Source organism: Pseudomonas sp. SJZ103, from assembly GCF_007828335.1.
GTDB lineage: Bacteria > Pseudomonadota > Gammaproteobacteria > Pseudomonadales > Pseudomonadaceae > Aquipseudomonas.
On sequence record NZ_VIUN01000016.1, the window covers coordinates 1 to 26,453 of the forward strand.

The 26,453-nt window shown below is 59.9% G+C and carries 24 protein-coding genes; 20 read left to right on the plus strand and 4 right to left on the minus strand.

Annotated elements, in window-relative coordinates:
* Positions 1-315: 315 nt before the first annotated feature.
* Positions 316-1,536, minus strand: coding sequence for a CaiB/BaiF CoA-transferase family protein (locus FBY10_RS26235; RefSeq protein ID WP_145338330.1), 1,221 nt, complete (start codon positions 1,534-1,536; stop codon positions 316-318).
* Positions 1,537-1,548: 12 nt separating this feature from the next.
* On the minus strand, positions 1,549-2,730 hold the full coding sequence (locus tag FBY10_RS26240; RefSeq protein ID WP_131699547.1) for an acyl-CoA dehydrogenase: 1,182 nt from the start codon (positions 2,728-2,730) through the stop codon (positions 1,549-1,551).
* A 158-nt stretch (positions 2,731-2,888) separates the two neighbouring features.
* On the opposite strand from FBY10_RS26240, the gene FBY10_RS26245 reads away from it, so the two are divergent.
* The 20 genes from FBY10_RS26245 to lptE all read left to right on the plus strand — a co-directional run bounded on the left by FBY10_RS26245 (position 2,889) and on the right by lptE (position 23,441).
* Positions 2,889-3,788, plus strand: coding sequence for a LysR family transcriptional regulator (locus FBY10_RS26245; RefSeq protein WP_178116799.1), 900 nt, complete (start codon positions 2,889-2,891; stop codon positions 3,786-3,788).
* A 452-nt stretch (positions 3,789-4,240) separates the two neighbouring features.
* On the plus strand, positions 4,241-5,362 hold the full coding sequence (locus FBY10_RS26250) for a Re/Si-specific NAD(P)(+) transhydrogenase subunit alpha (protein WP_131699549.1): 1,122 nt from the start codon (positions 4,241-4,243) through the stop codon (positions 5,360-5,362).
* Positions 5,363-5,377: 15 nt separating this feature from the next.
* Positions 5,378-5,698: an NAD(P) transhydrogenase subunit alpha gene (locus FBY10_RS26255; protein ID WP_003220416.1), complete on the plus strand. Its 321-nt coding sequence runs from the start codon at positions 5,378-5,380 to the stop codon at positions 5,696-5,698.
* Positions 5,698-7,134 (plus strand): NAD(P)(+) transhydrogenase (Re/Si-specific) subunit beta, encoded by a 1,437-nt coding sequence (locus FBY10_RS26260; RefSeq protein ID WP_145338332.1) that lies wholly within the window; start codon positions 5,698-5,700, stop codon positions 7,132-7,134. Before FBY10_RS26255 ends, FBY10_RS26260 begins: the two co-directional genes overlap by 1 nt.
* A gap of 179 nt (positions 7,135-7,313) precedes the next feature.
* The gene (locus tag FBY10_RS26265; RefSeq protein WP_145338333.1) at positions 7,314-8,807 is read left to right on the plus strand and encodes an acetyl-CoA hydrolase/transferase family protein; all 1,494 of its coding nucleotides are present in this window, start codon (positions 7,314-7,316) and stop codon (positions 8,805-8,807) included.
* A 318-nt stretch (positions 8,808-9,125) separates the two neighbouring features.
* Entirely contained in the window at positions 9,126-9,341 is a 216-nt protein-coding gene (locus FBY10_RS26270; protein ID WP_003187413.1) for a DUF1127 domain-containing protein, read from the plus strand.
* Positions 9,342-9,600: 259 nt separating this feature from the next.
* On the plus strand, positions 9,601-9,786 hold the full coding sequence (locus FBY10_RS26275; protein ID WP_131699552.1) for a DUF1127 domain-containing protein: 186 nt from the start codon (positions 9,601-9,603) through the stop codon (positions 9,784-9,786).
* 135 nt (positions 9,787-9,921) lie between these two features.
* Positions 9,922-10,242: a DUF2388 domain-containing protein gene (locus FBY10_RS26280; RefSeq protein ID WP_131699553.1), complete on the plus strand. Its 321-nt coding sequence runs from the start codon at positions 9,922-9,924 to the stop codon at positions 10,240-10,242.
* 103 nt (positions 10,243-10,345) lie between these two features.
* Entirely contained in the window at positions 10,346-10,654 is a 309-nt protein-coding gene (locus tag FBY10_RS26285) for a DUF2388 domain-containing protein (RefSeq protein WP_131699554.1), read from the plus strand.
* Between the two features lie 26 nt (positions 10,655-10,680).
* On the plus strand, positions 10,681-11,001 hold the full coding sequence (locus FBY10_RS26290) for a DUF2388 domain-containing protein (protein ID WP_131699555.1): 321 nt from the start codon (positions 10,681-10,683) through the stop codon (positions 10,999-11,001).
* Positions 10,998-12,959 (plus strand): DUF4105 domain-containing protein, encoded by a 1,962-nt coding sequence (locus FBY10_RS26295; RefSeq protein WP_145338334.1) that lies wholly within the window; start codon positions 10,998-11,000, stop codon positions 12,957-12,959. The genes FBY10_RS26290 and FBY10_RS26295 overlap by 4 nt, the downstream gene beginning before the upstream one ends.
* Before the next feature lie 376 nt (positions 12,960-13,335).
* Positions 13,336-14,643, plus strand: a complete 1,308-nt coding sequence (locus FBY10_RS26300) for a CitMHS family transporter (RefSeq protein WP_053127258.1) — start codon at positions 13,336-13,338, stop codon at positions 14,641-14,643.
* 64 nt (positions 14,644-14,707) lie between these two features.
* The gene (locus FBY10_RS26305; protein WP_131699558.1) at positions 14,708-15,475 is read left to right on the plus strand and encodes a TerC family protein; all 768 of its coding nucleotides are present in this window, start codon (positions 14,708-14,710) and stop codon (positions 15,473-15,475) included.
* Positions 15,476-15,687: 212 nt separating this feature from the next.
* Entirely contained in the window at positions 15,688-17,346 is a 1,659-nt protein-coding gene (locus FBY10_RS26310) for a Na/Pi cotransporter family protein (protein ID WP_145338335.1), read from the plus strand.
* A 57-nt stretch (positions 17,347-17,403) separates the two neighbouring features.
* Positions 17,404-18,786: a pitrilysin family protein gene (locus FBY10_RS26315; RefSeq protein ID WP_145338336.1), complete on the plus strand. Its 1,383-nt coding sequence runs from the start codon at positions 17,404-17,406 to the stop codon at positions 18,784-18,786.
* 72 nt (positions 18,787-18,858) lie between these two features.
* Positions 18,859-19,890 (plus strand): DUF5924 family protein, encoded by a 1,032-nt coding sequence (locus FBY10_RS26320; RefSeq protein ID WP_131699561.1) that lies wholly within the window; start codon positions 18,859-18,861, stop codon positions 19,888-19,890.
* A gap of 54 nt (positions 19,891-19,944) precedes the next feature.
* Positions 19,945-21,093 carry an ABC transporter permease gene (locus FBY10_RS26325; protein WP_145338337.1) on the plus strand — a complete coding sequence of 383 codons (1,149 nt, stop codon included), beginning with the start codon at positions 19,945-19,947 and terminating at the stop codon, positions 21,091-21,093.
* Entirely contained in the window at positions 21,090-21,893 is an 804-nt protein-coding gene (locus FBY10_RS26330) for an ABC transporter ATP-binding protein (protein ID WP_145338338.1), read from the plus strand. The genes FBY10_RS26325 and FBY10_RS26330 overlap by 4 nt, the downstream gene beginning before the upstream one ends.
* A 1-nt stretch (position 21,894) precedes the next feature.
* Positions 21,895-22,833 (plus strand): MlaD family protein, encoded by a 939-nt coding sequence (locus FBY10_RS26335; protein ID WP_027608016.1) that lies wholly within the window; start codon positions 21,895-21,897, stop codon positions 22,831-22,833.
* The gene (lptE, locus tag FBY10_RS26340) at positions 22,830-23,441 is read left to right on the plus strand and encodes an LPS assembly lipoprotein LptE (RefSeq protein ID WP_145338339.1); all 612 of its coding nucleotides are present in this window, start codon (positions 22,830-22,832) and stop codon (positions 23,439-23,441) included. The genes FBY10_RS26335 and lptE overlap by 4 nt, the downstream gene beginning before the upstream one ends.
* A 91-nt stretch (positions 23,442-23,532) precedes the next feature.
* Here lptE and FBY10_RS26345 read toward each other — a convergent pair whose 3' ends face one another.
* Positions 23,533-24,762, minus strand: coding sequence for a nucleoside recognition domain-containing protein (locus tag FBY10_RS26345; protein ID WP_090401251.1), 1,230 nt, complete (start codon positions 24,760-24,762; stop codon positions 23,533-23,535).
* A gap of 95 nt (positions 24,763-24,857) precedes the next feature.
* Positions 24,858-26,189, minus strand: a complete 1,332-nt coding sequence (gene gltP / locus FBY10_RS26350) for a glutamate/aspartate:proton symporter GltP (protein ID WP_145338340.1) — start codon at positions 26,187-26,189, stop codon at positions 24,858-24,860.
* Positions 26,190-26,453 lie beyond the last annotated feature (264 nt).

The following is a 26,453-nucleotide window of genomic DNA, read 5'->3' on the forward strand; positions in this document are numbered from 1 at the left end:
GCGAATTCTACAGCGTTACACGCTGCTGTCAACACCTCTTTTTCTCCGCTTTCGACCGAGAAGATCGAATCGTTAATAGCGCCAAACAGCACGACTCTATCAACGCCTTCTGGGCTTCGATGAACTGAAGCAATTCGCCGTCTAATCCTGCATAACTCTTTGTTTACCAAGGAGTTTTAAGTTTCGACTGCGCCGGAAGTGGGGCGAATTATAGACTTCCAGAATCTGCCGTCAACACTTAATTTGGTTTTCCTATCAACTTACCGAAATTGATTAAAAAACCACCAAAAACGCCCTCTATATATAGGAGCACCGCTAGATAACTCCCGCTTCTTTTAAAGCCTTCACACTCGCCGAGCCCAACCCCAACACATCCTGCAGCACCTGAGCCGTGTGCTGCCCCAACAAAGGAGGCGCAGTACGGTACTCCACAGGCGTCTTGGATAACCGCATCGGACTGGCCACCAGCGGCACCATCCCTGCCAACGCATGCGGCAACTGTATCGCCAGCCCCCGCGCCTTCACCTGAGGATCGGCAAACACCTGGGCCACGTCATTGATCGGCCCACAAGGCACACCAACCCGCCCCAGCTGTGACACCCACTCAGCCGTTGTCTTGAAGACTGTAGCCTGGCGTATCAATGGAATCAGCTCAGCGCGGTTGGCTACCCGCACCTTATTAGTAGAGAACCGCGGGTCATACGCCCACTGCGGCTGTCCAGCCACTTCGGCGAACTTACGAAATTGCCCGTCATTACCCACCGTCAGGATGAAATCGCCATCGGCCGTAGGGAAATCCTGATAAGGCACGATATTCGGATGAGCATTACCCAGTCGCTTTGGCGCCACCCCCGTCGTCAGGTAGTTCATCGCCTGGTTCGCCAGGCAGGCCACCTGCACATCAAGCAACGCCATATCGATATGCTGCCCACCACCGTCATGATCCCGATGCGCCAGTGCAGCAAGGATCGCCACCGTCGAGTAGAGCCCAGTGAGAATGTCAGTCAACGCCACCCCCACCTTCACCGGCCCGGCCCCCTCATCACCTTCCGGCCGGCCGGTAAGACTCATCAGCCCACCCAACCCCTGGATCATGAAGTCATACCCCGCGCGAGCGGCATACGGGCCCGTCTGACCGAAGCCAGTGATCGAGCAGTAGATCAACTCCGGATTCACCTTCTTGAGCGACTCGTAGTCCAACCCATACGCCGCCAGGCCGCCCACCTTGAAGTTCTCGATCAAGATGTCGGACTTGGCCGCCAGATCTCGCACCAGTTGCTGTCCCTCCGGGCGCGTAAAGTCGATAGTCACCGACTCTTTGTTGCGATTAGCAGACAAGTAGTACGCCGCCTCACTCGTGTTCTCGCCATCAGCGTCCTTAAGGAAGGGGGGGCCCCAGGCGCGTGTGTCGTCACCGCTACCAGGTCGCTCGACCTTGATCACCTCAGCCCCAAGGTCCGCAAGGATCTGCCCGGACCAGGGGCCTGCCAACACTCGCGATAAATCCAATACCCGCAGATGCGAAAGCGCGCCCATGCCGTTCTCCTATTAATAGAACGCCTGAAGACCGGTTTGCGCGCGCCCCAGAATCAAGGCGTGCACGTCATGAGTCCCCTCATAAGTGTTAACCACCTCCAGGTTCACCAAATGACGTGCCACCCCGAACTCATCGGAGATACCGTTGCCACCCAACATGTCCCGCGCCATACGCGCAATGTCCAAGGACTTGCCGCAGGAGTTGCGCTTCATGATCGATGTGATCTCAACCGCCGCCGTTCCCTCGTCTTTCATACGCCCCAGACGCAGGCAGCCCTGCAGCGCCAGCGTGATCTCGGTCTGCATATCGGCCAGCTTCTTCTGGATCAATTGAGTTGCTGCCAATGGACGGCCGAACTGATGGCGATCCAGGGTGTACTGGCGTGCGGTGTGCCAACAGAACTCGGCAGCACCCAAAGCCCCCCAGGAGATGCCATAGCGCGCCGAGTTAAGGCAGGTGAAAGGGCCCTTCAAGCCGCGCACATCCGGAAAAATGTTCTCTTCCGGCACAAACACGTTATCCATCACGATCTCCCCGGTGATGGAGGCGCGCAGGCCGACCTTGCCGTGAATCGCCGGCGCACTCAGGCCTTTCCAGCCTTTCTCCAGGACAAACCCACGAATATCGCCAGCGTCGTCCTTGGCCCACACCACAAACACGTCAGCAATCGGGCTATTGGTTATCCACATTTTTGCGCCCGTCAGACTGTAGCCGCCATCCACTTTGCGTGCACGAGTGATCATCGCGCCGGGATCGGAACCGTGGTCAGGCTCGGTCAAACCAAAACAGCCAATCCATTCACCCGAGGCCAATTTCGGCAAGTACTTCTGCTTTTGCGCTTCGGTACCGAACTCATTGATAGGCACCATCACCAGTGACGACTGCACACTCATCATCGAGCGATAACCGGAGTCAACGCGCTCAACCTCACGTGCAATCAAGCCGTAGCTCACGTAGCTCAAACCACTGCCGCCGTACTGCTCAGGAATCATTGCCCCCAGCAAACCGGTCTCACCCATTTCGCGAAAAATCGCCGGGTCGGTCTTTTCATGACGAAAGGCTTCGAGCACACGCGGCGCCAGCTTGTCCTGGGCGAATTGCTCGGCGCTGTCGCGCACCATGCGCTCCTCTTCGGTGAGCTGTTGATCCAGCAGCAGCGGATCGATCCAGTTGAAGCTTGCCTTGCCAGCCATGAATAAGTCCTCGCAAAGAAAAATCAGAAGTCGTGGATGGAGCCTAGGCCCGCCAGGCGGGGAGAGCAAACGAGGTTTTTGCATAGGCTTGTGCTAATTTCTCACTTCGTAACACAAGAAAATGGCACATCAGCACTTTTTATGTGAGGACAAGGTACATGCGCAGAAAAATCCCCAGCACCACCGCTCTTGTCAGTTTTGAAGCGGCAGCCCGCCACGAGAGCTTTACCAAAGCGGCGCATGAGCTTTCCATCACCCAAGGCGCCATTTGCCGACAGATCGCCAGCCTGGAGGAATTTTTAAGTGTCGAGCTGTTTCGGCGCTCACGGCGCGGCGTAAAGCTGACGGAGGCGGGGCTTTCGTACAGCCGCCGCGTCGCCACCCAGCTGGACGCCGTGGAGCGCGACACCCTGTCCGTCATGGGGCAGCAGGGCGCAAATACCATTGAGCTGGCCGTAGTTCCCACTTTTGGTACGCAATGGTTGATCCCTCGCCTCAAGGACTTTCAACTACAGCATCCGGAGGTGACGGTAAACCTGACTAACCGCACACGCCCTTTTCTGTTTGCGGATACGGAATTCGACGCGGCAATTTACTTCGGCGACGCAGATTGGTCCGGGACCGAATCCCACAGGCTTATGGGAGAAAATCCTGTCCCCGTGTGCAGCCCGCGACTATTGGGCGAACTTGAGCGATTCACCCCCCAGAAGATTGCAGAACTGCCATTGCTGCAGCAGACCACCCGCCCTTACGCCTGGCGCCAATGGTTCAACGCCCAACAACTGAACGTGCCCCGCGACATGACAGGCCCACGTTACGAGCTATTCTCGATGTTGTCTCAAGCCGCCATGCACGACATGGGTATTGCGCTGATCCCGCCGTTCCTTATCCAGCGAGAACTGGACGAACATCGACTGGTGATCGCAAGCCCAGAGGCGCTGCCCAGCTCAAAGGCTTATTACCTGATGATTCCTGACAGAAAAGTCGAATCAGCCTCACTGCACGCGTTCAGAGACTGGTTGATCGACCAATCGCAGCGCTACAGCCCCAGCATTTAAAGGACAAACCCCACATACTGACTTTGTAGTCAGCTAAATTTAAAGCCTACAGATGTACGTATATGTCGCATTTAAACAGACTGTACCTGTCAATCTGAAAAAAGGCCTAAGGCCATGATTTTCATGGCTTGTAGCGACTCCTATCGGTCAATTCCCGACTATTCACACCAACGATGGAAAAACACATACGAATCAGCTGTAGCCTTTTAAACATCTGTATTTAAAGAGGTTATTTCAAACTATTGCGACAATCAGTCACAGGGTGACTTGTAGTTAATTTTTCGTCACCCGTCATAATCCCTTGAAGGCCGTAAAGTTCGCCTGCAAAATGCCGCGCCCCGCTGTCATTTCAGCGGGATCGTGCTGATCGGCCGCCCCAGCTGCGCCACTCACGGTGCACTGGCCTTTTTACAAAAAGATCAAAAGCAAAAAGATCATGCAGGAGATTTGACGTGCACATTGGTGTTCCTCTCGAAACCCAGACCGGTGAAACGCGGGTGGCTGCCACCCCGGAAACCATCAAGAAGCTGATCGGCCAGGGCCATAAGGTCACTGTTCAAAGCGGCGCAGGCATCAATGCCAGCATCGTCGACAGTGCCTATGAGGCGGCAGGCGCGACCATTGGCAGCGCCGGCGATGCGTTAGGCGCCGAGCTGATTCTCAAGGTGGTCGCCCCGAGCGACAGCGAGCTGGCGCTGATCAAAAGCGGCACCGTGTTGGTGGGCATGCTCAATCCGTTCAGCAATGAAACCATTGCCAAGCTGGCCGAGCAGGGCATCACCGCCTTTGCGCTGGAAGCTGCGCCACGCACCTCGCGGGCCCAGAGCCTCGACGTGCTGTCTTCCCAGGCCAACATTGCCGGCTATAAAGCCGTGCTGCTCGCCGCCCACCATTATCCGCGCTTCATGCCGATGCTGATGACCGCCGCCGGCACGGTGAAGGCCGCACGTGTGCTGATCCTCGGCGCCGGCGTCGCGGGCTTGCAGGCAATCGCCACGGCGAAACGCTTGGGTGCAGTGATCGAAGCATCTGATGTGCGTCCAGCCGTAAAAGAGCAAATTGAATCCCTTGGCGCCAAGTTCGTCGACGTGCCCTACGAAACCGACGAAGAACGTGAATGCGCCGTCGGCGTCGGCGGTTACGCGCGTCCGATGCCCACCAGCTGGATGCAGCGCCAGGCCCTGGCCGTGCACGAACGTGCGAAGCAGGCCGACATTGTCATCACCACCGCCCTGATCCCCGGCCGCAAGGCACCGACCTTGCTCAGCGCCGATACCGTCGCGCAGATGAAGCCCGGCTCGGTGGTCATCGACCTCGCGGCCGCTCAGGGTGGCAACTGCCCGCTGACCGTCGCCGACCAGGTGGTGGTGGAGAACGGCGTGATCATCTGCGGCCCGACCAACCTTGCCGGTGCAGTCGCCGCCGATGCCTCGGCCTTGTATGCGCGCAACCTGCTGGACTTCCTGAAGCTGGTCTTCAACAAGGAAGGGCAGTTTGAAATCAACCTCGAAGACGACATCGTCGCCGCGTGCCTCATGTGCCGCGACGGCCAAGTCATCCGCAAAAACGCCTAAGCAGGGATTCAGACGATGGAAGAGCTTATCTCCCCCGGTATCTACAACCTGATCATCTTTGTGCTGGCGATTTATGTCGGTTACCACGTGGTCTGGAACGTCACGCCCGCACTGCACACACCGTTGATGGCAGTGACCAACGCCATTTCGGCGATTGTGATTGTCGGCGCAATGCTCGCCGCAGCACTGACTGTTACTCCACTGGGTAAGACCATGGGTACCCTGGCCGTGGCCCTGGCGGCGGTCAACGTGTTCGGCGGCTTCCTGGTAACGCGCCGAATGCTTGAGATGTTCAAGAAGAAAGCCCCGAAAGCAAAAGAAGAGGCGCCGAAGTAATGAGCATGAATCTCGTGACGACGCTCTACCTGATCGCGTCGATCTGCTTTATCCAGGCCCTTAAAGGCCTGTCACACCCAACCACGTCGCGGCGCGGCAACCTGTTCGGCATGCTCGGCATGGCGCTGGCGGTACTCACTACGGTGGGCCTCATCTATAAGCTCGGCGCTGAACTGGCCACTGCCGGCATCGGCTATGTGATCGTTGGCCTGCTGGTTGGCGGCACCGCCGGTTCGGTCATGGCCAAGCGCGTAGAAATGACCAAGATGCCGGAGCTTGTGGCATTCATGCACAGCATGATCGGCCTGGCCGCGGTGTTTATCGCCATTGCCGCCGTGGTCGAGCCGCAGTCCCTCGGCATCGTCAAACACCTGGGCGACGCGATCCCGGCGGGCAACCGCCTGGAGCTGTTCCTCGGCGCAGCCATTGGTGCGATTACCTTCTCCGGTTCGGTGATCGCGTTCGGCAAGCTGTCAGGCAAGTACAAGTTCCGCCTGTTCCAAGGCGCACCGGTACAGTTCGGCGGCCAGCACAAGCTGAATCTGGTGCTCGGCCTGCTGACGCTGGGCCTGGGCCTGGCCTTCATGTTCACCGGCAACCTCAGCGCCTTCGCGCTGATGCTGGCCCTGGCGTTCGTGCTGGGCGTGCTGATCATCATCCCGATTGGCGGCGCCGATATGCCGGTCGTCGTTTCGATGCTCAACAGCTACTCCGGCTGGGCAGCGGCAGGGATCGGCTTCTCGCTGAACAACTCGATGCTGATCATCGCCGGCTCCCTGGTGGGCTCCAGCGGCGCGATCCTGTCGTACATCATGTGCAAGGCGATGAACCGTTCCTTCTTTAATGTACTGCTCGGCGGTTTCGGCAATGCGCCGGATGCCGGTGCTGCAGCGGGTTCTAAAGAAGCACGCCCAGTGAAGTCCGGTTCGGCCGACGACGCCACCTTCCTGCTGACCAACGCCGACACCGTGATCATCGTTCCAGGCTATGGCTTGGCAGTGGCACGGGCACAGCATGCGCTGAAGGAACTGACCGAAAAGCTGACCCACCGTGGCGTGACCGTGAAATACGCGATCCACCCAGTGGCCGGCCGTATGCCTGGGCATATGAACGTCCTACTCGCCGAGGCGGAAGTGCCTTACGACCAGGTGTTCGAGATGGAGGACATCAACTCCGAATTCGGCCAGGCCGACGTGGTACTGGTGCTGGGCGCGAACGACGTGGTCAACCCGGCCGCGAAGAACGACCCCAACTCGCCGATTGCCGGCATGCCGATCCTGGAAGCGTTCAAGGCCAAGACCATCATCGTCAACAAGCGCTCAATGGCCAGTGGTTATGCCGGGCTGGATAACGAACTGTTCTACCTGGACAAGACCATGATGGTCTTTGGTGACGCGAAGAAGGTCATTGAAGACATGGTCAAGGCCGTCGAGTAACACTGCTTCAGCGCAATACTCCAAACCCCGGCCTCCTGTAGGCTGGGGTTTTTTATTACCCCATGAAACCCGACCAAAGGCTCTAAATCGCTGCCCCGCATTCGACCATGGTAGCGGGCCGAAATTTTTTGAAATCACTACACTGCCCACCTTGCTTCCGTAGCCTGAGATAACAATTCATGTACCGTGATCGTATCCGCTTGCCTTCGTTGTTGAACAAGGTCATGAGCGCGGCAGACGCCGCCGCACTGATCGAGGACGGCATGACCGTCGGCATGAGCGGCTTCACCCGAGCCGGTGAAGCCAAGGCCGTCCCCCACGCCCTGGCCGAGCGCGCCAAGACGTCCCCGCTGAAAATCACCCTGATGACCGGTGCCAGCCTGGGTAACGACCTGGACAAGCAACTGACCGAAGCCGGCGTGCTGTCCCGACGCATGCCGTTCCAGGTCGATAGCACCTTGCGCAAGGCAATCAACGCCGGCGAAGTGATGTTTATCGATCAGCACCTGTCGGAAACCGTCGAGCAACTGCGCAACAACCAGCTCAAGCTGCCAGACATCGCGGTGATTGAAGCGGTCGCGATCACTGAACAAGGGCACATCGTGCCCACCACGTCCGTGGGCAACTCGGCCAGTTTCGCGATTTTCGCCAAGCAAGTGATCGTCGAGATCAACCTGGCGCACAACCCGAACCTGGAAGGGCTGCACGACATCTATATCCCGACGTACCGGCCAACCCGGACGCCGATCCCGCTGGTAAAGGTCGACGACCGTATCGGCAGCACTGCGATTCCGATCCCGCCGGAGAAGATCGTCGCCATCGTGATCACCAATCAGGCCGACTCAGCCTCCACCGTGACGCCACCCGACAGCGACACCCAGGGCATCGCCAACCACCTGATCAACTTCCTCAAGCAGGAAGTGGACGCCGGGCGCATGACCAACAAGCTCGGCCCGCTGCAGGCCGGGATCGGCAACATTGCCAACGCAGTGATGTGCGGCCTGATCGATTCGCCGTTCGAAGACCTGACCATGTATTCGGAAGTGTTGCAGGACTCGACGTTCGACCTGATCGACGCCGGCAAGCTGAGCTTCGCCTCGGGCAGCTCGATCACCTTGTCGGAGCGGCGCAATGCCGACGTGTTCGGCAACCTGGAGCACTACAAAGACAAGCTGGTGCTGCGCCCGCAGGAAATCTCCAATCACCCTGAAGTGGTGCGTCGCCTGGGCATTATCGGCATCAACACCGCGCTGGAATTCGACATCTACGGCAACGTCAACTCCACCCACATCTGCGGCACGCGGATGATGAACGGTATTGGCGGTTCCGGCGACTTCGCGCGCAACGCGCACCTGGCGATCTTCGTCACCAAGTCGATTGCCAAGGGCGGCGCGATTTCCAGCGTGGTGCCGATGGTCAGCCATGTGGACCACACTGAGCATGACGTCGACATCCTGGTCACCGAAGTAGGCCTCGCCGACTTGCGTGGCCTGGCGCCGCGGGAGCGAGCCCGGGTGATCATCGACAACTGTGTGCACCCGGCGTACCGCGATGCGCTGAACAATTACTTCAATGCTGCCTGCGCCATCGGCGGACACACCCCACACATCCTGCGCGAAGCACTGAGTTGGCACATTAACCTGGAAGAAACCGGGCATATGCTCAAGGCTTGATTGGTACAGATTCGAGCTGATGCAAACACAGTTTCGTCAGCTCGATTGCACAACCCTCGCTTCTTGAAAAAACTGTACTGCTGTACCGGTCATTTCCTACCGAAAATTCCCACACCAGCGTTGTAAAATGCCTATTTCGCACCATTTAAGTGCAGACAGGTACAGTTGCCCCATTTCCGTACAGTACAGCACCTTTAAACAGTTAACTGGCCCCTCACAATACAGGTGAACTGTATCTAGAGAGTCTTGCGCCGGAAGAGGATCATTGGCATCAGTTAAACCACTACCTAATCCCGCCACAAGCGGAAGGATGTCATCATGGAACGTACACTCAGTTCCGAACTGTTCTTCGAAGAAAAAGCTGTAAACACCCAGGCTTCCCTGCCTTTGCGCGTTCTCGCCAACCTGATGCTGTGGCAGCGCCGCATCTCCAGCCGCCATCAACTGGCTCGTCTGGATTCGCGTCTGCTGGCTGACGCCGGTATCAGCGAAGCTCAACGCTACGAAGAGCTGAGCAAGCCGTTCTGGCGCTAATTGGCGCCCGCTGGCCCTGACCCACCGGGTCCACTGCCAGCACTGATTTGTCAAAACAAAGCCCGCCCCGGGAAACCGGAGGCGGGCTTTGTTGTTTCCGAACCTGCCTTTTTCCAGGCCAAACAGAAGCCGTTAGTCCGGACAGGTACAGTTTAAAAAATATAACAGTTAAGCAGTACAATTAAGCATTGGTGTATCTGTAACGGTCAAAGCAACTCGCCCACCATGGTGTTCCAGGACCTCATGAAAGGCGCTCACCATGGACACCCAACCCTCTCTCTCTAAACGGCTGTTACGCCGGACCTTTTCCACGCTGGCCAAATGGGTACGCCACGCCTACGAACGACGCCAACTGGCGCAGCTTGATCTTCGAGAACTCTCCGATGTCGGCATCAGCCCGGGAGACCGAATGGCCGAGCTGTCAAAGCCGTTCTGGCGAGACTAGGCAGTCAATAAGCTTTCCGAACGGATAAACAGCGGCTTAATATCCAGCCACAACGTGGCGAACCGTTAGAACAGGCGTCTGATCCCCAATGGCTGCCCTGCGCCACCTTATTCGTTCACCTACAGGAGTCACCCCATGTCCCTTATTCGCCTGCTGAGTGCTGCAGCCCTGTTGGCCCTGGCCACCAACGCCAGCGCGACCAGCTTCATCGTGACCACCGACTCCATCGTCGGCGCATTGAAGGCTACTTCCGACGCCACCTCCGATGCCACTTCGTCCCTGCGGGATAACAAAGTCGTGCGCGCCGCCCGTGACGACGCAGCCAGCTTCGTCGCCAGCGAAGGTGCCATTCGTGGTGTGAAGCTGGAAAGCGCCTTGGCCCAGATCCGCCAACAAGCACCGCAACTGAACACCGCGACTGACGCACAACTGGCCCAAGCCATCCTGGCTATTTGAGGGAGCTGACAAAGGGAGCGCCCGTCGCTCCCTGATGCCGCCGCACTGGCTCTCTCCCGGGCATTACGCTAGCCTTGGCGCTCGCTTTCAGTTGTCGAGTCCCATGGCTTTTTCATACCGTCTGCTAATAGTCCCTGTGTTGTTGTGTGCCAGTTGGTCGCCATTGGCTTCGGCCTTTGACCTGACCATCCAAGGTACCGTCGCGAGTGCGTATGCCACCAGCAAGGTGACTTCCGCGCCTTTCGACCGGAAAGTGGTCGTGGCTGCCCAGGATGATGCCGCTGCATTTATCGCCACTGACGGCCAATGGCGGGGCGCACGGCTGGAGTCCGCGCTGGATTATCTGCGCCGCACCCAACCAAAACTTAACGCCAGCGACCTTGAACTGGCGCAAGCAATTCTCGTCCAATAATCATCTTTGTATTTCGGAGTCATTCCATGCGTAGCCCGCTGATCGCCGCCACCCTTGGCCTGCTGTTGTTGGCCGACGTTGCCCAGGCACAAACCCTGGTGGCCACCAGTAACATCATTGTTCGCGCCTCTGGCCGCACCATTGATTTCACCTCGGACACCACCACCTCCATCCGCGACTCCAAAGTCGTGCGCGAAGCCCACGATGACGCGGCCAGTTTCGTCGCCACCAACGGCGAGATTCGTGGCGCACAGTTGGAAGCGGCCTTCGACACCCTGCGCACCCGCCTGCCGGAAGCGCGCGACGCCAGTGACCAGACCCTCGCCGAAGCTATCCTCGCTCTGTGAGGCGCCTTGTCGCCTGGCTCCTGGCCGGGACTGTGCTGCTGTGTGCCAGCGCAGCCCAGGCCAGCCTGCAACTGCGGCTCAAGCCAGAAGGCTTGAGCCCGGCCGAACAGCAGGCCAGCCAGGCATTGCTTGATGAGGCGATGCACGCATTGCCGCCACGCTTTATCGAGCAGCTGGACCGTCGCATCGATGTCGGCTGGACCGACAAGATGCCCCAAAACGCTTACGGCCAGGCCTCCCTGGTGTCCGAACTGGACCTCAACCGCAACCTCCTGACCAGCCTGACCGACGGCAGCGCCGCCACCCAGAAAACCAATCGTCCCCACGGCACCGTGCGCCGGGAAATGCTCGCCACCGTGCTGCATGAATTGACCCACATCTATGACCGCGCACGCCTGTGGTCCAAAGACGAACGCGCGCTGATACAGCGTTGCAGCCGCCAGAACAACATCACCGGCCTGATCGGCCTGCCTGATCAGTGCCGTGGCCAGAATGACCGACGCTTCACCCTCAGCGATGACCCGCGCCTGCTGGACCTGGCGGGCTGGCCGCAATATGTCGGCCGTCGCGGTGAACGCGAACAACATAACCGTCAGGTCGCGCGCAGCCCGGACATCTACGAAACCACCAGCCCGCTGGAGTTCGTAGCGGTTAATATGGAGTACTTCCTCCTCGACCCAAGCTATGCCTGCCGACGCCCCGCGCTGTTCCGCTATTACAAGGAACACTTCGGCTGGGCACCACCGGAACAAGACACCTGCGCCAAGACCTACGCGTTCCTCAACGCCGGCAATGATTTCGCCAAGACACCGTTGGGCCACGTCGACCCGGAGCGGGTCTACGAAATCGACTACCTGCTGGCCGAAGCCAACCAGAACCTGGTCAGCCGCTGGGGCCACAGCATGTTGCGCCTGGTGATCTGCGCGCCGGGCCGCCCCCGTGGGCCGGACTGCCGGCTCGATTTGGACCAGCACCTGGTGCTGTCCTATCGGGCGTTCGTCGGTGACGTGCAGTTGTCCAGTTGGGATGGCCTGGTGGGCAAGTACCCGTCACGGCTGTTCGTGTTGCCATTGGCTCAGGTGATCGACGAATACACCAAGACCGAACTGCGCGGCCTGGCGTCCGTGCCCCTGAAACTGTCACGCCAAGAGATCAACGACACCGTCGAGCACGCTGCTGAAATGCACTGGAGCTATGACGGCAACTATTATTTCCTTTCCAACAACTGCGCGGTCGAAAGCCTGAAGCTTCTGCGCAGCGGCAGCGCCAACCCGCAGCTGACCGGCCTGGACAACATCACGCCTAATGGCCTGCTGGAAGTGCTGCAAGCCCGTGGCCTGGCGGATACCAGCGTACTCAACGACAAACGCGAGGCCATGCGTCTGGGGTATCACTTCGACTCCTTCCGCGAACGCTACCAGGCCATGTTCGACGTTCTGCGCAAACACCTGCCGATCAAGCAGACCCAGGTTGAAGACTGGCTGTCCCTCAGCGCCGAAGAGCGCCGCCAGTGGTTCGACCAGGCAGACCTGCGCACCAGCGCCGCACTGCTGCTGCTGGAACAGGCGAGCTTTCGCAAACAGCTGATGCTGGCCCAAGACGAAGTCAAGCAACGCTACCTCGGCGCCCGTGAACTGAAGAACGGCGGCATGGAAAAAGCCAACGCCACACTGCAGCAGATCCTCGCCAACAGTGGCTTCCTCAGCCGCCCGGCGGAACTGCTCGGCAGCGGTGGCTATGGCCTGCCGCAACCGTCGGAAGCAAAGCGCCTGGAGTCGGAAAGCGCCGAGCGCCAGAAGCAGTTGCAATCACTCACCGGTGAGCTGGATAAAGAGGTGAGGGCGCTGCTGGACCCGTCCCGCGCCGCCGAGATTGCCGCGTGTGAAGCCAACCTCAAGCAGGTGGGTGAACACCTGCGCAAACTGCACAAAGCAGCGGGCGGCCTCGAGCTGCCCTGAAGTACCTGAGATAAACACATTCCAATGTGGGAGGGGGCTTGCCCCGGATTACGGTGTCTCCGCAGCAAATAAGCTGACTGACACGCCGCTATCGGGAGCAAGCCCCACCACATTTGAAATGTGTACGTCTGAAGACCGTGCATCTTCCCACCACCAACTGTTTTGCCAACGAAAGCTGGCTGAAAGCTTACGCGTCTAGGATCGCCCCCAACTGCCGGCAACAGACCGGCTGTACACAACAACAATGGTGATCCCCGATGTCCGTCCGTACCCGCCTGTTCGCCCCAACTCCACACGTAAGCCTCGTGCCCTTCGTTCTGCGCTGACCCCACCCCGGTTCGCCATTCCCTAGCCGCGCTACGCCTGGAGTATTCCTATGCTGACTTTCCTTGGCTTTGCCATGGTCATCACGTTCATGTTCCTGATCATGACCAAGCGCCTGTCCGCGCTGATCGCCCTGATCATCGTGCCTATCCTGTTCGCGCTGTTCGGCGGTTTCGCACCGAAGATCGGCCCGATGATGCTCGAAGGCATCACCAAGCTCGCGCCGACCGGCGTGATGCTGATGTTCGCCATCCTCTACTTTGCCCTGATGATCGACTCCGGCCTGTTCGACCCGGCCGTGCGCAAGATCCTCAAGATGGTCAAGGGCGACCCGCTGAAGGTATCGGTCGGCACCGCCGTGCTGGCCCTGGTGGTGTCCCTCGACGGTGATGGCGCCACCACTTACATGATCTGCGTGGCCGCCATGCTGCCGCTGTACCAGCGCATCGGCATGAGCCCGCGGATCATGGCCGGCCTGATCATCCTCGCCGGTGGCGTGATGAACATGACGCCTTGGGGTGGCCCGACCGCCCGTGCCGCCAGTGCGCTGCACGTGGACCCCTCGGATATTTTCGTACCGATGATCCCGGCAATGGCCGCCGGTGTAGTCGCGATCCTGGTGATTGCCTACATGTACGGCAAGCGCGAACGTGCGCGCCTGGGTGAACTGCACCTGCAAGTCGACGAGATCGACCACAGCGAGATCAGCGTGTCGCAATACCCGGATGCCCGCCGTCCGAAGCTGATCTGGTTCAACGGCGCCCTGACCCTGGCTCTGATGTGCACCCTGATCGCCGGCCTGTTGCCGCTGCCGGTGCTGTTCATGGTGGCGTTCAGTATCGCGATGATCGTCAACTACCCGTGCCTGCAACAGCAGAAAGACCGCGTCGCCGCCCACGCCGGCAGCGTATTGGCCGTGGTGGGACTGATCTTCGCCGCTGGGATCTTCACCGGCATCCTGTCGGGCACCGGCATGGTCGATGCCATGTCCAAGAGCCTGCTGGCCGTGATTCCGGAAGCCATGGGCCCTTACCTGGCGGTGATCACCGCGCTGGTGAGCATGCCGTTCACTTTCTTCATGTCCAACGATGCGTTCTACTACGGCGTACTGCCGGTACTGGCTGAAGCCGCCAGCCACTACGGCATCACCGCCGTGGAAATGGCCCGCGCTTCCATCGTTGGCCAGCCCGTGCACTTGCTCAGCCCCCTGGTACCGTCGACCTACCTGCTGGTGGCCTTGGCCGGTATCGAATTTGGCGATCACCAGCGCTTCACCCTGAAGTGGGCAGTACTGGTATGCCTGTGCATAATGTTCGCCGCATTGCTGATGGGGATTTTTCCGCTGTTCAGCACTCTATAATCGTACAACCCACTGCGCCGGCCCCACTGCTGGCGCGGTTTAACACTTGCTCAAAGGAATACACATGGAATGGCTGACCAATCCGGAAATCTGGATTGCCTTCTTCACCCTGACGGCCCTCGAGATCGTCCTGGGCATCGATAACATCATCATGATTTCGATCCTGGTCAGCCGCATGCCCAAGCATATGCAGGCACGCACCCGGATCTTCGGCCTGGCCCTGGCCATGGTCACGCGTATTCTGCTGCTGTTGTCGATCACCTGGGTCATGCGCTTGACCGACGACCTGTTCGTGGTCTTCGGCGAGGGTATTTCGGGTCGCGACCTGATCCTGTTCTTCGGTGGCCTGTTCCTGCTGTGGAAAAGCTCCCAGGAGATGTACCACGCCCTGGAAGGTGAAGACGAAACCCACGACGAACCCAAGGGCGCCGGTGGCAAGTTCATCTACACCATCATCCAGATCGCGATCATCGACATCGTGTTCTCCCTGGACTCGGTGATCACCGCCGTGGGCATGGTCTCCCATGTACCCGTCATGGTTGCCGCGATCATCGTTGCGGTATTGGTGATGATGCTGGCTGCCGGCACCATCAGCGACTTCATCGACAAGCACCCGTCGCTGAAGATGCTGGCGCTGTCATTCCTGCTGGTGGTGGGTACCGTGCTGATCGCCGAATCCTTCGACGTGCACGTGCCAAAAGGCTACGTCTACTTCGCCATGGCGTTCTCGCTGGCGGTGGAAGCGGTCAATATCAAGATGCGTACCGCGATCGCGAAAAAGAAGAAACAGCAGGATCCTGTGAAACTGCGCAAGGACATTCCGGGTCAATAAACCCGAGCCAGACAAAAAAGGGGCTTTTATAAGCCCCTTTTTTTCATCCATAAAAAGCTGATTTCATGACAGTTTTGTTTCAATCCCAACTTTAGCTATGCGATGCTGGCGCCGAGCCCATTCGCCAACTACAGCTTAACTACAAGACGTAGAACGGCACGCGGCAATTCTCATTTGCGCCAAATGGCGCACACCCACACGGGGGGCCGAGCATGCTGACCTTGCTCAATCTGCTTTCCGCCGTGACCCTGCTTATCTGGGGCACGCACATCGTCCGTACCGGCATCTTGCGAGTCTACGGCTCCAACCTGCGTCAAGTCATCGGGCAGAACATGTCCAAGCGCTGGCTGGCATTTGTCGCCGGTATCCTGGTGACCGCCATGGTGCAGAGCAGCAACGCCACGGCGATGCTGGTGACGTCCTTTGTCGGCCAAGGCCTGATGGGGTTGGTGCCCGCCCTGGCGACCATGCTCGGGGCCGACGTCGGTACCGCACTGATGGCACGGGTGCTGACGTTCGACCTGTCCTGGCTGTCGCCGTTGCTGATCTTTCTCGGGGTGATTTTCTTCCTGTCGCGCAAACAGACGCGGGCAGGGCAGTTGGGTCGGGTCGGAATAGGCCTCGGGCTGATCATCCTCGCGCTGCAATTGATCGTCGAAGCCGCCGGGCCGATTACCCACGCCCAGGGTGTGAAGGTGCTGTTCGCCTCACTGACCGGCGATATTTTGCTCGATGCACTGATCGGCGCGTTGTTCGCGATGATTTCCTACTCCAGCCTCGCCGCCGTCCTACTGACCGCCACCCTGGCCGGCGCCGGGGTGATCGGCTTGCACGTGGCCATCGGCCTGGTGATCGGGGCGAACATCGGCAGCGGCGTGCTGGCCTTCCTCAGCACCAGCATGCAGAACGCTGCCGGTCGCCAGGTCGCGTTGGGCAGCTTGCTGTACAAACTGATCGGCCTGCTGCTGATTATCCCGGTGCTCGACCCGCTGGTGCTGTGGATGGACGGCCTGGACTACAGCGCACAAGGCATGGTCATCACCTTCCACCTGCTCTACAACGTCAGCCGCTGCCTGATCCTGCTGCCCACCATCGGTCCGATGGCCAAGCTGTGCGCCGGGTTGCTGCCGGAGCGGGACGAGGTCAACGGCAAGGCCAAACCGCGCCACCTGGACCCCACAGCCCTGGCCACGCCGAGCCTGGCGCTGGCCAATGCCGCGCGCGAAACCCTGCGCCTGGGCGACCTGATCGACAACATGCTCACCGCCATGCAGGAAGTACTGCGCGGCAAACAGACTGCCATTACCCAGGAAATACGCAGCCTCAGCGATGACGTTGAGGCACTCTACAGCGCGATCAAGCTCTACCTGGCGCAGATGCCCCGCGAAGACCTCAGCGAGCAAGACAGTCGGCGCTGGGCGGAAATCATCGAGCTGTCGATCAACCTGAAACTGGCCGGTGACCTGATCGAACGCATGCTGCGTAAAGTCCAGCAGCAGAAAACCTCGCAGCGTCGCCAATTCTCCGAAGTGGGCCTGGAAGAACTCACCGGCCTGCACAGCCAGTTGATCGCCAACCTGCGCCTGGGGCTGTCGGTATTCCTCAGTGCCGACCCGGAAAGCGCCCGCCAACTGCTGCGTGAAAAGCGCCGCTTCCGCGCCCAGGAGCGCCGCCTGGCCCACGCTCACGTCAGCCGCCTGCAACGCAAGATCGTGCAGAGCCTGGAGACCAGCTCCCTGCACTTGGAGCTGATTGCCGACATGAAGCGCTTGAACTCGTTGTTTTGCAGCAGTGCTTATGTAGTCTTGGAAACGTCCGACACCGGCGCACTCTCCGCCGAAGATATTGCCGACATCACACATTCGCCCTGAACGTACGATGGCCCGTGAAGTCAGTTAAAGCTGACCTCACTCGCCAGGAAGCTTGTTATGCGTCGCCTGTTGTTCGCTTGCCTGCTCATGGGTTCTGCCCACGTCTTCGCCTTTGACCGCCTGCAGGTCGAGGGTTACACCTTGCCCAACGGCCTGCAATTGTTGCTTAAACCGGGCACCGAGCGTGGCCATGTGGCGATTCGCCTGGTGGTCGGCGTGGGCCTGGACGATTTCAGCTGCGAAGACAAGGAACTGCCGCACCTGCTCGAACACTTGCTGTTCAGCGGCATCGACGGTGGCGGCGAAGGCGAGCTGGAAGACCGCATGCAAGCCCTGGGCGGTGAGTGGAACGCCTACACCAGCAACGCCGACACCACTTTTGTGATCGAGGCGCCAGCACAAAACCAGCGCAAGGTGCTGGACCTGCTGCTGGCGATCATCACCCGAACCGAGTTGACCGACGCCAATATCAACGCGGCCAAGCAGGTGGTCGAGCGCGAAGACGGCGGTCATTACTCCCACCTGCAACGCCTGCTTGACCGCCAGGACCTGGGCCACACCGCCAGCAATCAGTTGGCGGTTGAGCTGGGGCTCAAATGCGCCGAACGCGCCCAGGTCGATCACCTGACCCGCGATCAACTGCAGACGCTGCGCAAAAATTGGTACGCCCCCAACAACATGACCTTGATCATCGTCGGTGACCTCGACAAACTGCTGCCCGCCTATCTGGAACGCACCTACGGCCGACTGGACCCGGTCGAACCCAGCGAGCACCCGGCGCTGCCGCAAATCCAGCACGCCGCCGCCAGCCACCGCGACCTGATCCACGGCTGGGTGGGTGACAGTGCCAAACTGCACTGGCTGTTCCCCGAGCCGGTGCTGGACGACCAGCATGATGAAACCTACGACCTGCTCAAGGATTACCTGGACTGGGCGCTGTACCGCCAACTGCGCCTCAAGCATGGGTTGTCCTACGGCCCCTGGAGCGAGCGCGAAGTGCTCGGTGGCGTTAGCTTCCTCAGCCTGAATGCCGACCTCGAGCGGGACAACCTCCCCGAGGCCGAGCAGGTGCTACAGGATCTCAAGACTCAACTGCTCAAGGATGGCCTTGACCCGACGGTATTCGCGCGCCTCAAACAGGCCGCCATCGCCCGCCAGGCCTGGGCCGTGCAGGGCAACAGCGCGCTGGCCGACTATTATTGGAGCGCCTCGGGCGATTATGACAACGGCCACTTCAGCGACCCGGTCAAACGCATCAAGGCCGTGAACCTGGAGCAGACCAGCCAGGCCATGCGCGAGTTGCTCAAGCAACCAGGTTACTGGCGCATCGAAAAGCCGCTGCTGAGTTACGACATGCTCAACTGGATCGGCGCCGGCGTCCTCGTGCTGATTGCCATTGTGTTGATCGGCGTGCGCCGTTATCGCAAACGGATCACGTAATGAGGCACCGAACCCTGGCCTAAGACGTTATTCTGTCTGGGATTTTTTCCTACAAAGACTGCGAACCGCCGAATGCAAAACCTGACCCGCTTAATCACCCGCATCCTCGAACTGATGAAGCGCTACCCAGGGGTGATTGCACTCGGCGGTTTTGTCTCGGGTGTGTGCAGCTTCATCCTGGTGGATCGCCAGCAGGGCATGGCCAGTTGGATCGCGGTGATCATGCTGGTGAGCTGGCTGTGGCTGATGTTGGAAAACAGCTTTACCCAGCTGTTCACCAAGGTCTTCAAGCGCGAAATCCCCGAACCCCTGCTGCGCTACGCGACCCAGATGATCCATCAGGAGAGTCTGTTCTTCGTATTGCCGTTCTTTTTCGTCACCACGGCCTGGAACAGCGGCCAATCCGTGTTCACCGGCCTGCTCGGCGCGGCCGCTTTGGTGTCGATCGTCGACCCGCTGTACTACAAGTGGCTGGCGCCCAAGCGCTCGTTGTTCCTCGCGCTGCACACCCTGACCTTGTTCGCCGCACTGCTTACTGCGCTGCCGATCATTTTGCACCTGACCACCGCCGAAAGTTACAAACTCGCCCTCGGCGTGGCCATGGCCTTGTCGATTCCAAGCCTGGCGGTCAGCCTGCCGCTGCGCAGCCTCAAAGGCTGGGCGATGTTGCTCGGAGTGACGGCCGCCATTGGCTGTGCGGGTTGGTTCCTGCGCAGTTGGGTGCCGCCGGCCACGTTGTGGATGACCGAAGTGGCGATCAGTACCCAATTGCAGGACCGCACGCCCGGCGACGACCTCAAGGAAGTCAACGCCAGCCAACTGCGCGGCACCGGGCTCTACGCCTACACCGCGATCAACGCGCCGCGCGGCCTGGATGAGCGCATCTACCACGTGTGGAAATTCAACGGCAAAGAGGTCGACCGCATCGCCCTGGACATCCACGGCGGACGCAAGGAGGGCTACCGCGCCTGGACCCACAAGCAGAACTTCCCGCCCGAAGCGGTAGGGCGCTGGCAAGTCCAGGTGTTGACGGAGGACGGTCAGGTGATCGGCGTGCTGCGTTTTAAAGTGACGGACACAGCACAAACCGACAACCCAAAGTAGGCAGGATCGTGCTATTACGTAGGAATTGTGGATAGCCAGACAAGCTCGGAGCTTATGACCAGTAGTACCACGGCCGGCGCAGCCCACCTCGATACGTCCACCGCTCCCCCCTTACTGCGGATTACAGGGGACTGGACGCTTGCCCACTACGCAAACCTGAAGAAGCTGTCGGACAAGCTCGACGGCCAATACGACGCCGGCGCGCGCATCGACCTCAATGGCCTTGGCGCCCTGGATACCGCGGGTGCCTCGCTGCTGGTGGAGCTGCTGGGGCCCACCCGTATCGAGCAATCCGCCGAACAGACCGACTGCAACCTGTCCGCCGCCGACCGCGCGCTGCTCAAGACCGTCTACCGCTCCCTCAACGATTTTTGCGTGCCGGACAAAGCGCCGGAAGAAGCCACCGGCATTCAGGTGCTGGCGCGTATCGGCGGCGCCGTGGACAAGGTCTGGCAAGACAGCAAGCAACTGCTGGGCTTTATCGGCCTGATCCTCGAAACCTTCGCCCGGGGTATTTTCCGGCCCAAGCGCTGGCGCCTGACGCCGATGGTCGCCCATCTTGAGCAGGTCGGCCTCGACGCCGCGCCCATCGTCGCGTTGCTGACCTTTCTGGTGGGCGCCGTGGTGGCGTTCCTCGGCGCTACAGTGCTCAAGAGCTTCGGCGCGACTATTTTTACCGTGGACCTGGTGGCGTTCTCTTTCCTGCGGGAGTTCGGCGTATTGCTCACCGCCATCCTGATTGCCGGTCGCACCGCCAGCGCCTTTACCGCGCAAATCGGCTCAATGAAGGCCAATGAAGAAATCGACGCCATCCGCACCTTGGGCCTGGACCCGATGGAGTTGCTGGTGTTGCCGCGCGTGCTGGCGTTGCTGGTTGCACTGCCGATGCTGACATTTATGGCAATGCTGGCGGGGATCGTCGGCGGCGGCGTGGTGTGCGCCGTGGCTCTGGACATCTCGCCAGCGATGTTCCTCTCGCTGCTGCAATCGGACATTGGCGTACAGCACTTCCTGGTCGGCATGGTAAAAGCCCCGTTCTTCGCCTTTCTGATCGCCGCCATCGGCTGCCTGGAAGGCTTCAAGGTCAGCGGCAGCGCCGAATCGGTCGGCGCCCACACCACCTCCAGCGTGGTGCAATCGATCTTTGTGGTGATCGTGCTGGATGCGGTTGCCGCGTTGTTCTTCATGGAGATGGGCTGGTGAGTCGTCTACACCGTGCGCCCACCGAGGCGGTGATTGAAGTGCGTGGCCTGTGCAATCGCTTTGGCAGCCAGAGCGTGCACGAGGATCTCGACCTGGATTTGTACAAGGGCGAGATCCTTGCGGTGGTCGGCGGCTCAGGCAGCGGCAAGTCGGTGCTGTTGCGCAGCATCGTCGGCCTGCGCCGGCCCAGTGAAGGCGAAGTGCGGGTGTTCGGTAAGAACCTGCCGAGCTTGCCGGAACATGAACGCTCGCTGGTGGAACGGCGCTTTGGCGTACTGTTCCAGAAGGGCGCGCTGTTTTCCTCGCTGACGGTGACCGAGAACGTGGCGCTGCCGCTGATCGAACATGCCGGGCTCAGCCGCCGTGATGCCGAGCACTTGGCTGCGGTCAAGCTGGCCTTGGCCGGGCTGCCGCTGTCGGCGGCCGATAAATACCCCGCGTCGCTGTCCGGCGGCATGATCAAGCGCGCTGCCCTGGCGCGGGCGTTGGCGCTGGACCCGGACATCCTGTTTCTCGACGAGCCCACCGCCGGCCTCGACCCGATCGGCGCGGCGCAATTCGATCAACTGATCCTCACCCTGCGCGATGCGTTGGGCCTGAGCGTGTTCCTGGTCACCCATGACCTGGACACGCTCTACACCATCACCGACCGCGTGGCGGTGCTGGCGCAGAAGAAGGTGCTGGTGGCCGATGCCATCGATATCGTCTCGGAAACGAACGACGCCTGGATTCACGAATACTTCCACGGCCCCCGAGGCCGCGCGGCATTGGATGCCGCTCAACCGCTCAACGAGGTATGACATGGAAACCCGAGCCCATCATGTGATGATCGGTCTGTTCAGCGTGATCGTGGTGGTCGGCGCGATGCTGTTTGGCCTGTGGCTGGCCAAATCCAGCGTCGACAGCGCCTTTCAGGATTACGAAGTGATCTTCAACGAAGCGGTCAGCGGCCTGTCCCAGGGCAGCTCAGTGCAATACAGCGGGATCAAGGTGGGCGACGTCATCAGCCTGCGCCTGGACCCCAAGGACCCGCGCCGCGTACTCGCGCGCATTCGCCTGGCCGGCCAGACACCGATCAAGGAAGACACCCAGGCCAAACTCGCACTGACCGGCATCACCGGCACCTCGATCATCCAACTCAGCGGCGGCACGCCGCAAAGCCCGGAGCTCAAGGGCAAGGACGGCAACCTGCCGGAAATCATCGCCTCGCCATCGCCGATCGCGCGGTTGCTGAATAACAGCAACGACCTGATGACCAGCATCAACCTGCTGCTGCACAACGCCAACGACATGTTCTCTGCGCAGAATGTCGAGCGCCTCAGCAACACCTTGGACCATCTGGAACAAACCACCGGCGCGATTGCCGATCAGCGTGGAGATATCAAGGTAGTGATGCAGCAATTGATGCAGGTGAGCAAACAGGCCGGGGCCGCCCTGGAGCAGACTACCGCGCTGATGCGCAACGCCAACGGCCTGCTCAGCGATCAAGGCAAACAGGTGTTCGGCAGCGCCGAACAGGCCATGAAATCCCTTGAACAAAGCACCGCCACCATCAACACCTTGCTGACCAACAACAAGGACTCGGTGAACAGTGGCATGCAGGGCCTCAACGAACTGGCGCCGGCCGTACGTGAACTACGCGAAACCCTCGGTTCACTGCGCGCCATTTCCCGCCGCCTGGAAGCCAACCCCAGCGGTTACCTGCTGGGCAGCGACAAGAACAAGGAGTTCACGCCATGAAGCGTGCTTACCAAATGATCGCCCCTGTGGCCTTGGCGCTGATCAGCGCGTGCTCGATCCTGCCCAAGGCTGATCCGTCGGACGTCTACCGACTGCCTGCGGCTCAGGGCACGGCCCAAGGCACGCCGGTCAGCTGGTCGCTGCGCCTGGCCAAGCCGCAGACCAGTGAGTTTCTCGACAGCTCGCGCATCGCTGTGGTGCCCAATGGCGATTTAATCAGCAGCTATGCGAACTCACGCTGGAGCGACCCGGCGCCCGTGCTCTTGCGTAATCGCTTGATGGACGGGTTCCAGCGCGATGGGCGAGTGACGCTGTTGAGCACCGACGACACCAACCTGCAGGCCGACTATGAGCTGGGCGGGCAGTTGCAGGCGTTTCAGAGTGAGTACCGGGGGAGTGCGGTGGAGGTAGTGATCCGCCTCGACGCACGCCTGGTGCGTGGGAGTGATCAGCGGATTATTGCCAGCCGGCGGTTTGAAGTGCACCAGGCGGTGACCGACACCAAAGTGCCGGCCGTGGTGGCCGGGTTTGGGTTGGCGGGAGATCAGTTGAACAGGCAGGTGATGGAGTGGGTTGTTCAGCAGGGCAACGGGGCGGTGAAACGCTGAGGGCCTCGTCGGGGGCAAGCCCCTCCCACAGGTTGATCTGCGAACACATTCAAATGTGGGAGGGGGCTTGCTCCCGATAGCTATTTAAGCCTCAGCCAAAGAACCAGTAGCACACCGCAATCGCCGCCACCACACCGGCAAACTCAGCCAGCAACGCGCACCCTACGGCATGCCGCGCCCGCTGGATGCCCACCGAACCGAAGTACACCGCCAACACATAAAAGGTGGTTTCCGTACTGCCCTGAATCGTCGCCGCCACCAACGCCGGGAAGCTGTCCACCCCCTGGGTCTGCATGGTCTCGATCAACATCGCCCGCGCCGCGCTGCCGGAGAATGGCTTGACCATCGCGGTCGGCAAGGCGTCGACAAAGCGTGTGTCCATACCCGTCCAGGCCACCACATGGCGAATACCTTCGAGGCCCAGATCCAGCGCGCCGGAGGCCCGTAACACGCCCACCGCACACAGCATCGCCACCAGGTAGGGCAACAGGTTCTTGGCGACATCGAAGCCTTCCTTGGCCCCTTCGACAAACGCCTCGTACACCTTCACCTTGCGCAACGCGCCGATCAGCAGGAACAGCATGATCAGGCCGAACAACGTCAGGTTGCCGAGGATCGACGACAGCCCGGCCAATGCGGTGGCCGAGAGGGTCGCCAGCAGGGCCATGAACCCACCCAGTACCAACGCGCCTGGAATCAGATAGGCCAGCACCACCGGGTCCCACAGCCGCAGTCGCTGCATCACCGCTACCGACAGCAGGCCGACCAATGTGGATGCACTGGTGGCCAGCAGGATCGGCAGGAATACCAGTGTCGGATCTGGCGCACCTTGCTGGGCGCGATACATGAAGATCGTCACCGGCAACAGGGTCAGGGAGGATGCATTGAGCACCAGGAACAGGATCTGCGCGTTAGTCGCCGTGTTAGGGATGGGATTGAGCTCTTGCAGCGCCTTCATGGCCTTCAGGCCGATAGGTGTTGCTGCGTTATCCAGGCCCAAGCCGTTGGCGGCAAAGTTGAGGGTGATCAGGCCAATGGCCGGGTGACCGGCCGGCACTTCCGGCATCAAGCGCAGGAACAGCGGGCCAAGGGCCTTGGCCAGCCATTCGACAATCCCGGCTTTTTCGGCGATACGCAAAAAGCCCAGCCATAACGTCAGGGTGCCGAACAACAGCACCATCACTTCCACCGACAATTTGGCCATGGCGAAAATGCTTTCGACCATCGCCGCAAAAATCCCGGCGTTACCGCCGACCAGCCATTGCGCCAGTGCTGACACCATTGCCACGACAAAGAAGCCAAGCCACAGGCCATTGAGCATCAGTTGAATCCCCCGAAAGATGGGGCGAATGATAGCGGGGCTGACAGAAACGACAAACCCCGGATTTCCCGGGGTTTGTTTTGTTCAGCGGGTTATCAGCCGCGGCTGACCTCACCGACCGGCAGCGCCTGCTTGGTGCGCCAGTGCGGCAGGGAGTTCCAGTAGCGCTCGCCCTTGGCGTCGTCGTACATGCCTTCCCAACGGGAGATGACCAGCACGGCCAGGGCGTTACCGATCACGTTCAGTGCGGTACGGGCCATGTCCATGACGCGGTCGACACCGGCGATGAACGCCAGGCCTTCCAGCGGAATGCCAACGCTGCCCAAGGTGGCCAGCAGCACCACGAAGGACACGCCCGGCACACCGGCGATGCCTTTGGAGGTGACCATCAGGGTCAATACCAGCATCAGTTGCTGGCCGATGGACAGGTCGATGCCGTAAAGCTGGGCGATAAAGATCGCCGCGATGCTCTGGTACAGGGTCGAACCGTCAAGGTTGAACGAGTAGCCGGTCGGTACCACGAAGCTGCAGATGGCCTTCGGCGCGCCGTAGGCTTCCATCTTCTCGATCACGCGCGGCAGCACGGTTTCGGAACTGGCAGTGGAGTAGGCCAGCACCAACTCGTCCTTGAAGATGCGCATCAGCTTGATCACCGAGAAGCCAAACAGGCGCGCGATCAGCCCCAGGATCACAAAGGCGAAGAACAGGATGGCGACGTAAACCAGGATCACCAGCTTGGCCAGTGGCAGCAACGAAGCGAAGCCGAAGTTGGCGACGGTCACCGCGATCAGCGCGAATACACCAATGGGGGCGTACTTCATGATCATGTGGGTGACTTTGAACATGCTCTCGGACACGCCCTGGAACATGGTCACCAACGGCTCGCGCAGTTCAGGCTTGAGGCTCGACAAGCCCAGGCCGAACAGCACCGAGAAGAAGATGATCGGCAGCATCTCGCCACGGGCGACTGCGGCGAAGATGTTCGATGGGATCAGGTTGAGGATGGTCTGGATGAACGCATGCTCATGCTGCACCTCGGCGGCGGTCGCCTGGTACTTGGAAATATCGACGGTACCCAAGGTACTCATGTCGATGCCTGCACCTGGGTGGAACAGGTTGGCCAGCAGCAGCCCGACCACGATGGCGATGGTGGTGACCACTTCAAAGTAAAGGATGGTTTTGACGCCGATGCGCCCGAGTTTTTTCGCGTCACCGACACCGGCAATGCCGACGATCAGTGAGGAAATCACAATCGGGATCACGATCATCTTGATCAGGCGGATAAAGATATCGCCCGCAGGCTGCAGCACATTGCTGATCCACCAGGCCTTTTCAGCACTGAAATGGTTGAGCACTGCACCGATTGCAATCCCCAGCACCAAACCGATGAGGATCTGCCAGGCGAGGCTTAGCTTTGCCTTCTTCATGTCATTACCCTTACTTCAAGTGAACTTAAGGCAAATGCGCCAGCTGCAACGCTCGAGAGCGAAAAAGTGTGTGCATCTGCCTCCATGAAAGGTCACCGCAGCGTGGCCGAAATGGCTTACTGGCAGGCGAAAAAAGGCGCAACTATTCCCATGCAAGGGGACGACGTCTAATGCCGTAAACGCCTACCCTATGCCGAATCGGCATGACTTTTTTTCATAATAACTGTCCGAACGGTCAGTTCAAATGTGACATTTTGTCCAGTG

Coding starts and splice junctions, on each gene's coding strand:
- FBY10_RS26235 (WP_145338330.1), bottom strand. CDS start 1,536: ATGGGCGCGCTTTCGCATCTGCGGGTATTGGATTTATCGCGAGTGTTG.
- FBY10_RS26240 (WP_131699547.1), bottom strand. CDS start 2,730: ATGGCTGGCAAGGCAAGCTTCAACTGGATCGATCCGCTGCTGCTGGAT.
- FBY10_RS26245 (WP_178116799.1), top strand. CDS start 2,889: ATGCGCAGAAAAATCCCCAGCACCACCGCTCTTGTCAGTTTTGAAGCG.
- FBY10_RS26255 (WP_003220416.1), top strand. CDS start 5,378: ATGGAAGAGCTTATCTCCCCCGGTATCTACAACCTGATCATCTTTGTG.
- FBY10_RS26260 (WP_145338332.1), top strand. CDS start 5,698: ATGAGCATGAATCTCGTGACGACGCTCTACCTGATCGCGTCGATCTGC.
- FBY10_RS26265 (WP_145338333.1), top strand. CDS start 7,314: ATGTACCGTGATCGTATCCGCTTGCCTTCGTTGTTGAACAAGGTCATG.
- FBY10_RS26270 (WP_003187413.1), top strand. CDS start 9,126: ATGGAACGTACACTCAGTTCCGAACTGTTCTTCGAAGAAAAAGCTGTA.
- FBY10_RS26275 (WP_131699552.1), top strand. CDS start 9,601: ATGGACACCCAACCCTCTCTCTCTAAACGGCTGTTACGCCGGACCTTT.
- FBY10_RS26280 (WP_131699553.1), top strand. CDS start 9,922: ATGTCCCTTATTCGCCTGCTGAGTGCTGCAGCCCTGTTGGCCCTGGCC.
- FBY10_RS26285 (WP_131699554.1), top strand. CDS start 10,346: ATGGCTTTTTCATACCGTCTGCTAATAGTCCCTGTGTTGTTGTGTGCC.
- FBY10_RS26290 (WP_131699555.1), top strand. CDS start 10,681: ATGCGTAGCCCGCTGATCGCCGCCACCCTTGGCCTGCTGTTGTTGGCC.
- FBY10_RS26300 (WP_053127258.1), top strand. CDS start 13,336: ATGCTGACTTTCCTTGGCTTTGCCATGGTCATCACGTTCATGTTCCTG.
- FBY10_RS26305 (WP_131699558.1), top strand. CDS start 14,708: ATGGAATGGCTGACCAATCCGGAAATCTGGATTGCCTTCTTCACCCTG.
- FBY10_RS26310 (WP_145338335.1), top strand. CDS start 15,688: ATGCTGACCTTGCTCAATCTGCTTTCCGCCGTGACCCTGCTTATCTGG.
- FBY10_RS26315 (WP_145338336.1), top strand. CDS start 17,404: ATGCGTCGCCTGTTGTTCGCTTGCCTGCTCATGGGTTCTGCCCACGTC.
- FBY10_RS26320 (WP_131699561.1), top strand. CDS start 18,859: ATGCAAAACCTGACCCGCTTAATCACCCGCATCCTCGAACTGATGAAG.
- FBY10_RS26325 (WP_145338337.1), top strand. CDS start 19,945: ATGACCAGTAGTACCACGGCCGGCGCAGCCCACCTCGATACGTCCACC.
- FBY10_RS26335 (WP_027608016.1), top strand. CDS start 21,895: ATGGAAACCCGAGCCCATCATGTGATGATCGGTCTGTTCAGCGTGATC.
- lptE (WP_145338339.1), top strand. CDS start 22,830: ATGAAGCGTGCTTACCAAATGATCGCCCCTGTGGCCTTGGCGCTGATC.
- FBY10_RS26345 (WP_090401251.1), bottom strand. CDS start 24,762: ATGCTCAATGGCCTGTGGCTTGGCTTCTTTGTCGTGGCAATGGTGTCA.
- gltP (WP_145338340.1), bottom strand. CDS start 26,189: ATGAAGAAGGCAAAGCTAAGCCTCGCCTGGCAGATCCTCATCGGTTTG.